Source organism: Aeromonas sp. 2MA4 (assembly GCF_029237305.1).
Classification (GTDB): Bacteria; Pseudomonadota; Gammaproteobacteria; order Enterobacterales; family Aeromonadaceae; genus Aeromonas; species Aeromonas salmonicida.
The window spans coordinates 1-14,176 of record NZ_JAACFY010000011.1; the positions used below are offsets into that span (position 1 = coordinate 1).

Below are 14,176 nucleotides of genomic sequence, written 5' to 3' on the forward strand. Positions count from 1 at the left end.
ACCAAGAGAACGGGGCGAGCCTCGATAGCGGTGTTATGGGAGGGCTGGTTTAGGTTACAGACCCTCCTTGAAGGCTATGAACTGGCACTGTCTCTTGAGCATCAACAGATGTGATCAAGAGACAGCCGATGGGTGCCCTTGTTGTTTCCGCCATCCTCTCGTGTCTCCCCTGCTCACTGCCCCACATACAAGCAAAGGCCCGGACTTCGGCCGAACAATCTGGTGCTGCTGCACCACAACAACGCAGCAGCCACACCTTGGCCCCAGACCATAAAACAGCTGTAACCATATGAATAAAAATGACTAAATAGCCATATAACTGGATGGCATATCCCTTGCAATTTGCCTCTTCAGAGACTTTCACCATTGAACGTCATATTGGAGAAGCGTATGCAGCAACAGGATTGTGCGAAACCGGAACTGAAACGAACCCTGGGGGCTTTTCACCTGTGGGGGATCGCCGTGGGACTGGTCATTTCGGGGGAATACTTTGGCTGGAGCTACGGCTGGGCACAAGCAGGTACCATGGGCTTTCTGGTCACCTCCCTGCTGGTGGCCACCATGTACACCGCCTTTATCTTCAGTTTTACCGAGCTGACCACCTCAATTCCCCATGCAGGAGGCCCCTTTGCCTATGCCTACCGTGCCTTTGGTCCGGTCGGAGGATATATCGCAGGCTTTGCCACCCTGGTGGAATTTGTGTTCGCGCCGCCCGCCATCGCCATGGCGATCGGGGCCTACCTCAACGTCCAGTTTCCGGCCATAGACCCCAAGTGGGTGGCGGTGAGCGCCTATCTCATCTTCATGACCCTCAATCTGGTCGGAGTCGGTATCGCCGCTACCTTCGAGTTGCTGGTCACCCTGCTCGCCATTTTCGAGCTGCTGGTCTTCATGGGAGTAGTAAGCCCGGGTTTCAGCGCCAGCAACTTCATGCTCAACGGCTGGGCAGGCCAGCAGGAATTCAGCCTCGGCGCTCTCCCCGGTATCTTTGCCGCCATCCCGTTCGCCATCTGGTTCTTCCTCGCCATTGAAGGCGCCGCCATGGCGGCCGAAGAGGCCAAGGAGCCGAAGAAGACAATTCCGAAAGCCTTCATCGGTGGCATCCTGACCCTGGTCATGCTGGCCATGGGGGTCATGGTGTTCGCAGGCGGCGTCGGAGACTGGCGCCAGCTTGCCAACATCAATGATCCCCTGCCCCAGGCGATGAAGATGATAGTGGGCGAGAGCAGCGGCTGGCTGCACATGCTGGTCTGGCTGGGGCTGTTCGGCCTAATCGCCTCCTTCCACGGCATCATAATGGGCTACTCACGCCAGATCTTTGCCCTGGCCCGGGCCGGTTATCTGCCCGGAGCCCTGGCCTCGGTCAACCGCCGCTTCCAGACCCCCCACTGGGCCATTCTGGCCGGTGGCGTTGTGGGGATCCTGGCGATCTTCTCCGACTCGCTGATCGTCATAGGCGGGCTATCCCTCACCGCCAACATAGTCACAATGGCGGTGTTTGGCGCCATTGTGATGTACATCATCTCGATGGCGGCCCTGTTCAAGCTGCGCCGCAGCGAACCGGCACTGGAGCGTCCATTCAGAGCCCCTCTCTATCCTTTTGCTCCGGCTCTCGCCTTGGGACTGGCAGTACTCTGTCTGGTCGCTATGGTCTATTACAACGGCTTGCTGGCGCTGATCTTTGGCGCCCTTATGCTGGCGGGCTATGCCTACTTCCGTCTGACCCATGATGAAGGGATTGCCGCCAGTGACGGTGAGCTGGTCAAGGCAAGCTGAACCAGGTCCTCTGTGCCCATCAGGAGCAAGGCCACGCGCTGGCCTTGTTTCCCCACCCTGCATCGACGAGAGAGCCCTATGTATCGCACCCAACTGTCACACCACGTCTATCAGTTTCCCGACCTTCGCACCCTGATGGCCAAGGCGACCCCTGCCCGCTCCGGTGACTATCTGGCCGGCGTGGCCGCCCACAGCGCCGAGGAACGTATGGCGGCCAGGATGGCGCTGGCAGACCTTCCGCTCAAAACCTTCCTCAATGAAGCGCTGATCCCTTACGAACAGGATGAGGTAACCCGCCTCATCATGGACAACCACGATCACGCCGCCTTCGCCCCCATCAGCCACTTGACGGTAGGGGATTTTCGCAACTGGCTGCTGTCTGAGACGGCCAACAGCCAGACCCTGGCACGCATAGCCCCCGGCATCACACCCGAGATGGCAGCCGCGGTCAGCAAGCTGATGCGCAATCAGGATCTGATCCTGGCCGCCAAGAAGTGCCGGGTCGTCACTGCCTTTCGCAACACCATAGGGTTGCCCGGCCACCTCAGCGTGCGGCTGCAACCCAACCATCCCACCGATGATCCTCAAGGGATAGCGGCAGCCATGCTGGACGGTCTGCTGTACGGCGCGGGAGATGCGGTGGTCGGCATCAATCCCGCCAGTGACAACTTGCCCGTACTGGCCAGCCTGAACCAGATGCTCGACGAAGTGATCCAGCGTTTCGCCATTCCGACCCAATCCTGCATCTTGACCCATGTCACCAACACCTTGCAGCTCATAGAGCGCAATGTGCCGGTAGACTTGGTGTTCCAGTCCATCGCAGGTACAGAGGCTGCCAACCGAGGATTTGGTATCGATCTGGCCCTATTGCAAGAGGCGTATGACGCTGCCCTCAGCCTGGGGCGTGGCACCCTTGGCAACAACGTCATGTATTTCGAGACGGGCCAGGGCAGTTGCCTCTCGGCCAATGCCCACCACGGACTGGATCAGCAGACCTGCGAGGCCAGAGCCTACGGGGTAGCTCGCCACTTCAAGCCGTTGCTGTGCAATACCGTGGTCGGTTTCATCGGACCGGAATACCTCTATGACGGCAAGCAGATCATCCGCGCCGGACTGGAAGATCACTTCTGCGGCAAACTGCTGGGGGTGCCGCTCGGCTGTGACGTCTGCTACACCAACCACGCAGAAGCGGATCAGGATGACATGGACACCCTGCTCACCTTGCTGGGCAACGCTGGCCTCACCTTCCTCATCGGCGTTCCCGGGGCGGACGACATCATGCTCAACTACCAGAGCACCTCGTTTCATGACGCTCTCTATATTCGCGAGCTGCTCGGCCTCAAGCACGCACCGGAATTTGCAGACTGGCTGGTGCGGATGCAACTCACCAACCCTGGCGGCCAACTGCTCGATGCCAGCCTGCGCCACCCTCTGTTAACGGCTTTTGGCCAAAGCGGCAAGGTGGCCTGATGAGCAAGGATCCCCATGACATGAGTGACATAGTTCACCTCAATCCCTGGCTGGAACTCAAACGCTACACCTCGGCCCGCATAGCGCTGGGGCGCACCGGGGTCAGCCTGCCCACAGAGGCACTGCTGGCGTTTGGTCTGGCCCATGCACAGGCTAGAGATGCGGTGCACCAGCCCCTGGAAGTGGCCGCCCTGACCAAAGCGCTGCACGCCACAGGACACAAAGTCCTGACGGTGCACAGCGCCGCCACCAGCCGGAAAGAGTATTTGCGTCGCCCGGATCTGGGCCGACGGCTGAACGATGCCAGCCGCCTCCTGCTGAGCCAGCTCCCGCAAACAGAGGCCGAGCTCGCCCCCCTGGAGTATCAGACCCGGCAGGCTGAAGCCGATCTCGTCATCATGCTGGGTGATGGACTCTCCTCCACCGCCCTGCATCAGAATGCCCTGCCCTTTATCGAGGCACTGCAACCCCATCTCAGGCGCCTTGGGTTGGCCTGTGCCCCTCTGGTGATCGCCAGCCAGGCCAGAGTGGCACTGGGAGATGAGGTAGGGGAACTGCTAAGGGCCCGGGCCGTACTGGTGATGATTGGCGAGCGCCCCGGCCTCTCCTCCCCCGACAGTCTGGGGCTCTACCTGACCTGGCAACCCAGAGTCGGATGCATGGATTCACAGCGCAACTGCATCTCCAACGTACGTCCCGCCGGGCTCGATTTCCCCCAGGCGGCTCACAAGCTGGCCTGGTTGCTGGAGCAGGCCTTCAACCGCCGCTTGACCGGGGTTGCCCTCAAGGATGAGAGCGGCGAGCTGGCCAGCCTGATCGAACACGACTCCCCGCTTCCCCCTTGCCGTCCAGCATGACAACGGGGCGGCCAGCCCGGTCCGCCCCATCACCAATTCCAAACTGAACCACTTGAATCTGCAATGAAAACTGGGCATCGTCTCGCCTGCCCCCGCCAAGAAGCCAAGGGGCGCGCCTCTCCCCCTCAGGACAATTGCTTGATACACAAGAGGAACGGATGAAGATTGCCATTCTGGATGACTATCAGGATCAGGTTCGTCACCTGCCCTGCTTTGCCTTGCTGGCGGGTCATGACGTTACCATCCTCAACCAGAGCGAACCCGGTACAGCGCGCCTCGCCGCCATGTTGGAGGGAGTAGAAGCACTGGTGCTGATCCGCGAGCGTACTCGTATCGATGAACAGCTGCTGATGCGGCTTCCCACCCTCAAACTCATCAGCCAGACCGGCAAAATCAGCCAGCATATCGACCCGGCACTGTGCCAGCGGTATGGAGTCGCAGTTGCCGAAGGGGTAGGCAGCCCTATTGCTCCCGCCGAACTCTGCTGGGCACTTATAATGGCAGCCTCCCGCCATATTCCGGCTTACACTCGCGAGTTGACCAAGGGCCAGTGGCAGCAATCGGGCTCACTCGGCCTGGGACGCACCCTGTACGGTCTGACGCTCGGTATCTGGGGCTACGGCAAGATAGGTCAGCGCATTGCCCGTTACGGCAATGCATTCGGTATGTCTGTGCTGGTATGGGGTAGCGAATCTTCTCGTCAGCGGGCGACACAGGATGGATTCGACGCCGCCCCCAACAAGACAGCGTTTTTCCAACGTGCCGATGTCTTGTCCCTGCATCTGCGGCTCAACGAGCTCACTCGAGCCTGCGTCACCCGTGCCGACCTGGCTCGAATGAAGGCAGACTCTTTGCTGGTCAATACCAGCCGGGCCGAGCTCATTGAATCTGGCGCACTCCATGCGGTGCTCAGTGCAAATCCCACCCAGCGAGCGGCACTGGATGTGTTCGATAGCGAGCCCGCCAACCTGGATAACGAACCTCTCCTGGCTTTGCCCAACGTGCTGGCCACACCGCATCTGGGCTATGTGGAGCAAAACAGCTATGAGCTCTACTTTCGCAAGGCATTTGAAAACGTGCTGGCCTTTGCCGAGGGCAGGCCACAACACCTGGTGATGCCGGCTCTGGGCTGAGGCTCACTCTTATCCCGCTGACAAAGCAGTAATATATGCCTCTGTCAGTGCGCTTGCTGCAGGTGGACAGGTCTGCACTGGAGGTGCTGCGCTTGCCACCCAAATCGCCTCATGCCAACCATAGAGCAGGAATCCCCATGACCGAATATCAGAAGATGATCAGTAGCCAGCCCTATAACTGCATGGCGCCGGAGCTGGATGTCCTGCGCCGTGAGACGGCGCGCCGCTATCGCGGCTTCAATCGGGCGGAAGAGGAGGATGAACAGCTGGCGCTGTTGCAGGAGATAATCGGCGAGCTGGCGGAGAACGCCTTTATCTGCCCGCCGTTTTACTGCACCTATGGCCGTCATATCAGCCTGGGGGCGGGATCATACGTCAACATGGGGGCCACGTTTCTGGACAACGCACCGATCCGCATCGGCGCCAACGTCATGATAGGGCCGAACGTGCAGATCTACACAGCTGCCCACGCGCTGGCCGCCGATGAGCGCATCCAGGGGGTGGAGACGGCGCTGCCGGTGACCATAGAAGACAAAGTCTGGATTGGCGGCGGCGCCATACTGCTGCCCGGTGTCACCATCGGGCGGGAAGCCATCGTCGGCGCGGGGGCCGTCGTCACCAAAGACGTGCCTGCCGGCGCCCGGGTAGTGGGCAACCCGGCGCGGATCCTGCCTGGCAAAGCGGGGCGCTGACCCATTCCCGCCGCAGGGACCGTCGAGCGGGGCCCACTTCACCTACCAGCAGTGCAGCAACGGCAGGCGTGCTGCAGTCAAAAGGATCCCATAAAAATAAAGCCCAATGTCATGAAGACGTTGGGCTGTAAAAAGGTGCTACGGAATTGCGACTCTCATCGCAGAAAATTAGAAGGGGTCACCTTCTAAACTGGCACAGGGATATTAACGAGGCGCAAACGTTTTACATAGCGTAATCAACCAGGATTGAGAACAGCCTCTCACTATTTAAAAAATTCCCTGCCAAGCCCCGTCACCCTCTTGGCAAGTATTTATTTCTCAGTACAGCCTCAGGCTCGTGAACGCACGAGATAAAAAAGCCCTGAAAAGTCAGGGCTTTGGCTGAAATTCAAGCAGCTTAGAAGCGGCGAACAAACTCGCCTGGCGGCAGTTCGCGCAACTTGCGCGCCTCCAGCATGGGGGTGCCGAGGTAGAGAAAGCCCACCAGTTGATCCTCCGGTGCCAGTGCCAGCCCCTTGTTGATCAACTCATCGAAGATGAACCAGCCGGATCGCCAGATGCCGTTGAAGCCCTGGGCTTGCGCCGCCATCTGCATCGCCATCAGGGCGCAACCGGCGGAGAGCTCCTGCTCCAGTTTCGGCACCTTGGGGTGACGCTGATAACGAGTAGCGACCGCGACCACCAGCGGCGCACGCAGCGGCGCCTCCTGGCACTTTTTGATGCTCTCTTCATCTTCGCCACGGGCATGGGCCGCCTCGGCCAGCAGAGCCCCCAGCCGCTCACGCCCCTCCCCTTCAAACAGGATGAACTGCCAGGGAGTCAGGGTACCGTGATCCGGCGCGCGCAAGCCCGCCTTGAGGATATTGTCGAGCACCTCACCGCTGGGGGCGGGTGTGGTCAGGCGGCCACAGGAGTGGCGGTTGAGCAGCAAAGTGAGGGCATCCATGGGCAAATCCTTGTCAGGGGCTGTGATGGCGCTACCTTAGCACAGCGCACAATGAAGAAAACCCCTGAGCCTCAGGGGTTTATCGCAATATCAGACCGATAGCTGGCCAGGGCGGAGCAACTAGATAACGGCGGCCAGCTCGGCCCCCTGGCGGATCGCCCGCTTGGCATCCAGCTCGGCGGCCACGTCGGCGCCACCTATGATGTGTACCGGCTTGCCTGCCGCCTGCAAACCAGCCTGCAGCTCCTTGAGGGGCTCCTGGCCAGCACAGATGATCACCTGATCCACCGGCAGGCACTGTTTGGCTTCACCTATCTGGATATGCAAGCCTTCATCGTCGATGCCAAGGTACTGGACGCCGGAAAGCATCTGTACCTTGCGGTTCTTGAGCACGGTTCTGTGGATCCAGCCGGTGGTCTTGCCCAGACCGTCACCCACCTTGCTCTCCTTGCGCTGGAGCAGCCAGATCTGGCGTTCGGGGGCGTCGATCTCCGGCGTGATCAGGCCACCGCGCTCGCCAAGCTGCTTGTCGATGCCCCACTCCTTGAGCCAGTGATCGCGATGTCCGTCTGTACCGCTATCAGCCTTCTTCTCCACAAGGTATTCGGCCACATCGAAGCCGATGCCACCGGCACCGATCACCGCCACCTTCTGGCCGACCGGTTTGTGATCCCGCAGCACGTCGATGTAATTGAGCACCTTGGGATGCTCTATGCCTGGTATGTTCGGGGTACGCGGGCGTATGCCGGTGGCGAGGATCACTTCGTCAAAGCCGCCGCCGAGCAAACTCTCGGCGCTCTGGCGCTGGCCGAGGTAGAGCTCGACGCCGCACTTCTCCAGCCGTCTGGCAAAATAACGAAGAGTCTCGTGAAACTCCTCCTTGCCCGGGATCTGCTTGGCAAAGTTGAACTGACCACCAATCTCGCTCGCCTGATCGAACAGGCTCACCTGATGGCCGCGCTCGGCGGCGTAACAGGCGAACGCCAGCCCGGCCGGACCCGCCCCCACCACCGCCAGCTTCTTGGGCTGGGGCACGCGGCCAAACGTCAGCTCGGTCTCGAAACAGGCGCGGGGATTGACCAGGCAGGAGGCGCGTTTTTGCTTGAACACGTGATCCAGGCAGGCCTGGTTGCAGGCGATGCAGGTGTTGATCTCGTCCGCCCGGTTCTCGGCGGCCTTGATGACAAATTCAGGGTCAGCCAGGAAGGGACGCGCCATGGAGACCATATCCGCTTCTCCCTGGGCTAATATGCGCTCGGCCACTTCCGGGGTATTGATCCGGTTGGTGGTGATGAGCGGCACTGTGAGGTGCTTTTTCAGCTCGGCGGTCACCCAGCTGAAGGCACCGCGCGGCACGCTGGTGGCTATGGTGGGAATGCGCGCCTCGTGCCAGCCGATGCCGGTGTTGATCAGGGTCACGCCGACCTGCTCCAGCGCCTTGCCAAGGGCTACCACCTCCTCCAGCGTCGAACCCTGCTCCACCAGATCCAGCATGGAGAGGCGGAAGATGATGATGAAATCCGTGCCGACCCGCTCGCGGATGGCCCGCACTATCTCCACCGGAAAACGCATCCGGTTTTCATTGCTGCCACCCCAGCCATCGGTGCGTTTGTTGGTGCGCTCGCAGATGAACTGGTTGATGAGATAGCCTTCCGACCCCATCACTTCGACGCCGTCGTAACCGGCCGCCCTGGCCAGCTGTGCGGTGGAGGCAAAGTCACGAATGGTACCGCGGATTTGCCGCTCGCTCATGGCGCGCGGCTTGAAGGGGGATATCGGCGCCTTGAGGGCGCTCGGCGCCAGACTGAAGGGATGGTAGGCATAGCGGCCGGCATGGAGGATCTGCAGCGCTATCTTGCCCCCCTCCTGATGCACCGCCTGAGTCACCTTCTTGTGCTTGGCGACTTGCCAGGGGAAGCTCAGCTGTGAGCCGTGGGGCACCAGCCGCCCACGCAGATTGGGGGCTATGCCACCAGTGACGATGAGGCCGACACCGCCACGGGCGCGCTCGGCATAGAAGGCGGCCAGCTTGTCAAAGCCACCCTTCTCCTCTTCAAGGCCGGTATGCATGGAACCCATCAGTACCCGGTTCTTCAACTGGGTAAACCCGAGGTCAAGGGGCGTCAGCAACGTAGGATAAAGGCTCACAATGCCTCCAGTTAATTTTTTGTTATCAAATTGCAGCTAGAGTAAAGAATCAAAAATGCTTTTTCAAACAAATGTTTGGACATTTTTTCGGCGAACAGGCGTATCCCGAAGCAAGAGAAGGCGTTCGCACCATGATCGGACCGAAGCGGAAATGGCAATTCACCGGCCAACTGGTTAATAATGACCCTTCTCTACCCATTAACAGGGCGATAACGCGACTATGTCTATTTTCAAAGGTCTGGGTTGGCTGTTTCGCAGTCTCTGGCGCCTGCTCAACTTCACCCGGCTGATGCTGGTCAATCTGCTGTTTCTCATTCTGGTGCTGGTCATCATCTTTAGCTTCAGCCAAAAAGAGGCACCACAGGCGCCCATCGAAGGGGCCCTGACTCTCAATCTCAACGGCGTGCTGGTGGAACAGCGCTCCCAGACAGATCCCACAGTGCAGTTGCTGCGACAGATGGATAACAGCGACGACCAACCGAGCGAGATCGTCCTCTCCGATCTGCTTTGGGCCATTCGCAGCGCAAAAGATGACGATCGCATCAAGGCGCTGGTGATCAAGCCACAAGGGCTGCAGGGCACCAGCTTGTCCAAGCTGCAGGAAGTGGCTGGCGCCATCGACTCCTTCCGGGAGAGTGGCAAACCTGTCATCGCCATGGCCGACTACTACAACCAGGGTCAGTATCTGCTGGCCGCTCACGCCGATCATGTGCTGCTCAACCAGAGCGGCGCCGTGCTGATCGAGGGGCTCGGCGTCTACCAGACCTACTTCAAGTCGGCGCTGGAGAAGCTCAACATCACCCCTCACGTGTTCAAGGTCGGTACCTACAAATCCTTCGTCGAACCCTACACCCGGGACGAGATGTCCCCGGAGAGCAAGGAGGCGAACCAGCGCTGGCTGGATCAGCTGTGGCAATCCTATGTAGCGGACGTGGCCGAGCAGCGGGAGATAGAGCCCGAGGCAGTGGCTCCGGGCAAAGATCGTTTCCTCGAGCTGCTGCGCAAGGCCGGCGGCAACGCTGCCAGCTACGCCCTCGACAACGGTCTGGTGGATCAGCTCGCCACCCGTGACGAGATGACCCAGGCAGTCATCAAGGAAGTGGGTGAAAGCAAGGATCACGGCTGGAAAGGGGTTGGCCTGAAAGAGTACCTGGCGGCGGCACCCGAGCAATATCCCCAGAGTGGCAAGGATGAGGTGGGCCTCATTGTCGCCAGCGGCGCCATCATGGATGGCGTGCAGTCGGCCGGTACCATAGGTGGCGACAGCCTGTCGGAGCTGCTGGCCGATGCCCGCCGTGACGACAAGGTGAAAGCCGTGGTGCTGCGGGTCGACAGCCCAGGTGGCAGCGCCTTCGCCGCCGAGCAGATCCGCGCCGAACTGCTGGCGCTGAAACAGTCCGGCAAACCGGTGGTGATCTCCATGGGGAGCTACGCTGCCTCGGGTGGCTACTGGATCTCCGCCGATGCGGACAAGATCTTCGCCTCCCCTACCACCCTCACCGGCTCCATAGGGGTGTTCGGCATGTTCGCCACCATCGACAAGGCGCTCTCCCAATACGGGGTGCACACGGATGGGGTGGGCACCACGGATTACGTTGGAGTCGGCCTGACCCGCGCCCTGCCTGATCACGTCGGGCAAGCCATTCAGCTGAGTGTGGAAGATACCTATCAGCGCTTCGTCGGTCTGGTGAGCAAGGGCCGTGGCCTGAGCCCGCAAGAGGCGGAAAAAGCCGCCGAAGGCCGGGTCTGGACCGGCCAGGATGCCAAGGCGCTGGGTCTGGTGGATGAATTCGGTAATCAGGAGGACGCCATCAAGGCGGCGGCCACCCTTGCCAACCTCAAGGAGTGGCAGGTCACTCCCATAGAAAAAGAGGAGTCAGCCAAAGACAAGTTCCTGCGCCAGCTGTTCGACAGCAGCGCCCAGGCGCTGGCCCCGCACCTGCAAAGCTGGTTGCCGGCCGGATTTGGCAAGGCGTTGGTGGAGGTGAACCGCGGCCTGGATCCGCTGACCCGCTTCAACGACCCCCAAGGCACCTATGCCTTCTGCCCTGTATGTGTGCAGTAATCGGACACTCGCAATAAAAAAAACGCCTTCGGGCGTTTTTTTTGCATCTGGCTCAAGGGACCTGATTCACACCAGCAGGCCGGACTCGCGCCAATGATGCAACTCGGCTAGTACCCGGGTCTCCCGCGCCGTCCACTGGGGACAAGGACCCGCCAGCTGGGTCTTGTTGGTTTGCAGCGCATCATCCAGCTCGAACCAGCCAGGGGTGAAACCTAGCCGTACCTCGTAGGGCTGGGGGCGAGGTTCACTCCACCCTTCACCGACCCGACACAGGTAATAGAAAGAGCGGATGCAATAGGCGTCATAGTCGGCATCCCGGGCGGCGCGGTACTCCCGCGTCTGGCCGAGCAGGGCGCCGACCTCCACCAGCTCGGCACCACACTCTTCCCGCAGCTCACGAGCCAGGGCAGTGCCGTGGCACTCCCCTTCTTCAATGCCGCCACCGGGAAACATGAGATCGCCGTTGACCCGGGAGTGCACCAACAACAGCCGGTCGCCACGCAGGACTATGGCCCTGACTGTCACGCGCTCCAGCCGGCGGCCATCAATGGCCACCTGGCCGTGCTTCAGCTGGATGTCGAAGGGATGAGGCCAGTCACTGGCCAGTTGTTTTATCTGGTTCATCAGGGATCAGGGACGATAAGTCCCGCTTTTTAGCTGCTCGACTATGGTGGCGGCCTGACTGTCCCAGGCCTCCTGATCTGCCTTGCTCAACGCATGATAAAGGCCCAAACGCTTGGCCGAAACGTCGGGCGTATCCTGAAATGACTCGCTCACCTTGCCCCACAGATACGCCAGACCATACTCCTTCTGGCCCATGTAGAGGGTGCTCAGAGAGGTGAGGATCCGGCTGTTGACCTTGTCCCCTTCTCCATAGAGGGAGAGGGCATGGTGCATGAGAGTGATGGCTTTCTGTGGGGCACTCTTGGCATACATGCCCCCCAGTGCCAGCTGCAGCTCGGGCTCTTTGAGTACTGGCTGCCCCTCCAGCGCCATGAATTGCTCACGGGCCTGCTCGTTGGTGTTGTTGGTCCAGTGCCAGAGCAGCAGGTAGGGATCCTGCGAGTTGCGGGTCGCCGCATCGAGCTCGGTAAGCTGATCACCGGCCGCCAGCATGCCTTCCACTCTGGGGCTCTTCTGCTCCCTCGCCGTCTTGTACTCTATGTTGGTCGACCGCTCCGCACACTTGAGATAACGCTCCAGATTGCGCATCAGCTCGTACTTGCGCCTGTCCGTCCCCTCTTCTTGCAGATAGAAGCGGCTGCGGATGATGTCGGTCCGCTCGTAGCGGCACCAGCCATCGTCCACCAGGTCCTGACACAGCTCGGGATGATTGGCACAGATGTTGTGGATCCTGTCATCGTTGCAGGCCATCAGAGTCAGGCCGCAGGAGAGGCCGAGCAGTACGGAACGCAGTGGAAAAGGGGTCATAGTTCACATCTGATTGGTAACAATGGGAGCCTTGTGCAGCCACCTCTGGCTAGCAAACCGGCTACATATCCATTACAATGCGCGCGCCGTATAAGGCCGCGATTGCAGAATGATATAACGAAATATACACCCCTACACTGATCTGCATTCGACGAATTTCTATTTGCCCCAACAACGTGAAATAAAGGATCTGGTTAATGACCCACGAGCACTACTTGCAGGCGTGGCAGGAGAGCCAGGAGCTCGCCGAAGCCATGCAACCCTTGATAGGTCGCCTCTACCGACAACAAGGGATCGAGATCACCCTCTACGGCCGCCCGCTGCAAAACGCCTCCACCATCGACATCCTCAAAGCCCACAGGGTCGTCCGCCGTCATCAAGGCACCCCGCTTCCGATCCAGCAAAGCTTCCCCCTGCTCCAGGCCATCCTGGCCTTGAACCCCACCGCCGCCGAGATCGATCTTGGCAAGCTGGCCGTCGGCTACTGGCAGGATCACCAGGACGAAGCAGGCATTGACGATTACCTGCGTGCCAAGTTGGCCCCAGCACTGGGGCGGTGTGACATCCCGCAACCGACGGACGTGGTGCTCTACGGTTTTGGTCGTATCGGCCGCCTGCTGGCCCGCCTGCTCATAGAGCGTACCGGCGCCGCCAACTCACTGCGTCTGCGAGCCATAGTGGTGCGTGGTGGCCGTGAGGGAGATCTGGAGAAACGCGCCAGTCTGCTGCGCCGTGACTCGGTACATGGCCCCTTCAACGGTTCCATCGAGGTGGACAGTGATCGCAGTGCCATCATCGCCAACGGCACCTTCATTCAGGTGATCTACGCCAACAGCCCGAGCGACATCGACTACACGGCATACGACATTCACAATGCACTCATCGTCGACAACACGGGTGTCTGGCGCGACGAAGCCGGTTTGAGCGAACACTTGAAGGCGCGCGGTGCCGCCCGTGTGCTACTGACGGCACCGGGCAAGGGCGACATGAAGAACGTGGTATTCGGGGTCAACCATGAAGTGATCGGGCCGGATGACAAGATCATCTCTGCCGCCTCTTGTACCACCAACGCCATCACACCTGTGCTCAAGGTGATGCAGGACAAGTACGGCATCCGCCACGGCCACGTGGAGACGGTCCACTCCTACACCAACGATCAGAACCTGATAGACAACTATCACAAGGGCGAGCGCCGCGGTCGCAGCGCAGCCCTCAACATGGTAATGACCAGCACGGGGGCAGCCAAGGCGGTGGCCAAGGCACTGCCGGAGCTCAAAGGCAAGCTGACCGGCAACGCCATTCGAGTGCCAACCCCCAACGTGTCGCTGGCCATCATCAACCTCTCCCTGGAGCAAAGCACAGACAGAGAGAGCCTCAATGCCTATCTGCAGCAGATGGCGCTAAGCTCGGCCCTGCATCGCCAGATCGATTTTAGCGCCAGTACAGAGCTGGTCTCCTCCGACATGGTGGGTTCACGCTTCGCAGGCATAGTGGATTCCCAGGCCACCATCGCCGAGGGGGATCACTGCGTCCTCTACGTATGGTATGACAACGAGTTCGGGTACAGTTGTCAGGTAGTGCGGGTGATGGAGCAGATGGCTGGCGTAGTCCGCCAGGATCTGCCTGCATAGACCGATAGGGTCTACCTGCATAGCCCG

Annotated in this window: 11 protein-coding genes; 7 read left to right on the top strand and 4 right to left on the bottom strand. The window is 60.2% G+C overall.

The window, feature by feature from the left end; genetic code table 11:
• Positions 1-390: 390 nt before the first annotated feature.
• From eat to GWQ31_RS12390, 5 genes are all read left to right on the top strand, one after another.
• Positions 391-1,776 carry an ethanolamine permease gene (eat, locus tag GWQ31_RS12370; RefSeq protein WP_059111394.1) on the top strand — a complete coding sequence of 462 codons (1,386 nt, stop codon included), beginning with the start codon at positions 391-393 and terminating at the stop codon, positions 1,774-1,776.
• Positions 1,777-1,854: 78 nt separating this feature from the next.
• Positions 1,855-3,246 (top strand): ethanolamine ammonia-lyase subunit EutB, encoded by a 1,392-nt coding sequence (locus GWQ31_RS12375; protein ID WP_219590408.1) that lies wholly within the window; start codon positions 1,855-1,857, stop codon positions 3,244-3,246.
• Positions 3,246-4,103: an ethanolamine ammonia-lyase subunit EutC gene (gene eutC / locus GWQ31_RS12380; protein WP_275909475.1), complete on the top strand. Its 858-nt coding sequence runs from the start codon at positions 3,246-3,248 to the stop codon at positions 4,101-4,103. Before GWQ31_RS12375 ends, eutC begins: the two co-directional genes overlap by 1 nt.
• Positions 4,104-4,261: 158 nt before the next feature.
• Entirely contained in the window at positions 4,262-5,236 is a 975-nt protein-coding gene (locus tag GWQ31_RS12385; protein WP_275909476.1) for a D-2-hydroxyacid dehydrogenase family protein, read from the top strand.
• 137 nt (positions 5,237-5,373) lie between these two features.
• Positions 5,374-5,928, top strand: a complete 555-nt coding sequence (locus GWQ31_RS12390; RefSeq protein WP_275909530.1) for a sugar O-acetyltransferase — start codon at positions 5,374-5,376, stop codon at positions 5,926-5,928.
• Between the two features lie 397 nt (positions 5,929-6,325).
• Here GWQ31_RS12390 and GWQ31_RS12395 read toward each other — a convergent pair whose 3' ends face one another.
• Both GWQ31_RS12395 and GWQ31_RS12400 read right to left on the bottom strand, forming a co-directional pair.
• Complete coding sequence (locus tag GWQ31_RS12395) at positions 6,326-6,874, bottom strand: NAD(P)H nitroreductase (RefSeq protein ID WP_265462042.1); 549 nt, start codon at positions 6,872-6,874, stop codon at positions 6,326-6,328.
• Positions 6,875-6,994: 120 nt separating this feature from the next.
• Positions 6,995-9,022, bottom strand: coding sequence for an NADPH-dependent 2,4-dienoyl-CoA reductase (locus GWQ31_RS12400; RefSeq protein WP_059111388.1), 2,028 nt, complete (start codon positions 9,020-9,022; stop codon positions 6,995-6,997).
• A gap of 220 nt (positions 9,023-9,242) precedes the next feature.
• On the opposite strand from GWQ31_RS12400, the gene sppA reads away from it, so the two are divergent.
• Positions 9,243-11,087, top strand: coding sequence for a signal peptide peptidase SppA (gene sppA, locus GWQ31_RS12405; protein ID WP_275909477.1), 1,845 nt, complete (start codon positions 9,243-9,245; stop codon positions 11,085-11,087).
• A gap of 66 nt (positions 11,088-11,153) precedes the next feature.
• Here the strand turns inward: sppA and GWQ31_RS12410 are convergent, their stop codons facing one another.
• Positions 11,154-11,711 (bottom strand): NUDIX domain-containing protein, encoded by a 558-nt coding sequence (locus tag GWQ31_RS12410; protein ID WP_275909478.1) that lies wholly within the window; start codon positions 11,709-11,711, stop codon positions 11,154-11,156.
• Between the two features lie 6 nt (positions 11,712-11,717).
• Positions 11,718-12,518, bottom strand: a complete 801-nt coding sequence (locus GWQ31_RS12415; RefSeq protein WP_275909479.1) for a DUF2989 domain-containing protein — start codon at positions 12,516-12,518, stop codon at positions 11,718-11,720.
• 197 nt (positions 12,519-12,715) lie between these two features.
• Here GWQ31_RS12415 and GWQ31_RS12420 point away from each other — a divergent pair, with 197 nt between their 5' ends.
• Positions 12,716-14,149, top strand: a complete 1,434-nt coding sequence (locus GWQ31_RS12420) for a glyceraldehyde-3-phosphate dehydrogenase (protein WP_058393721.1) — start codon at positions 12,716-12,718, stop codon at positions 14,147-14,149.
• Positions 14,150-14,176: the final 27 nt, after the last annotated feature.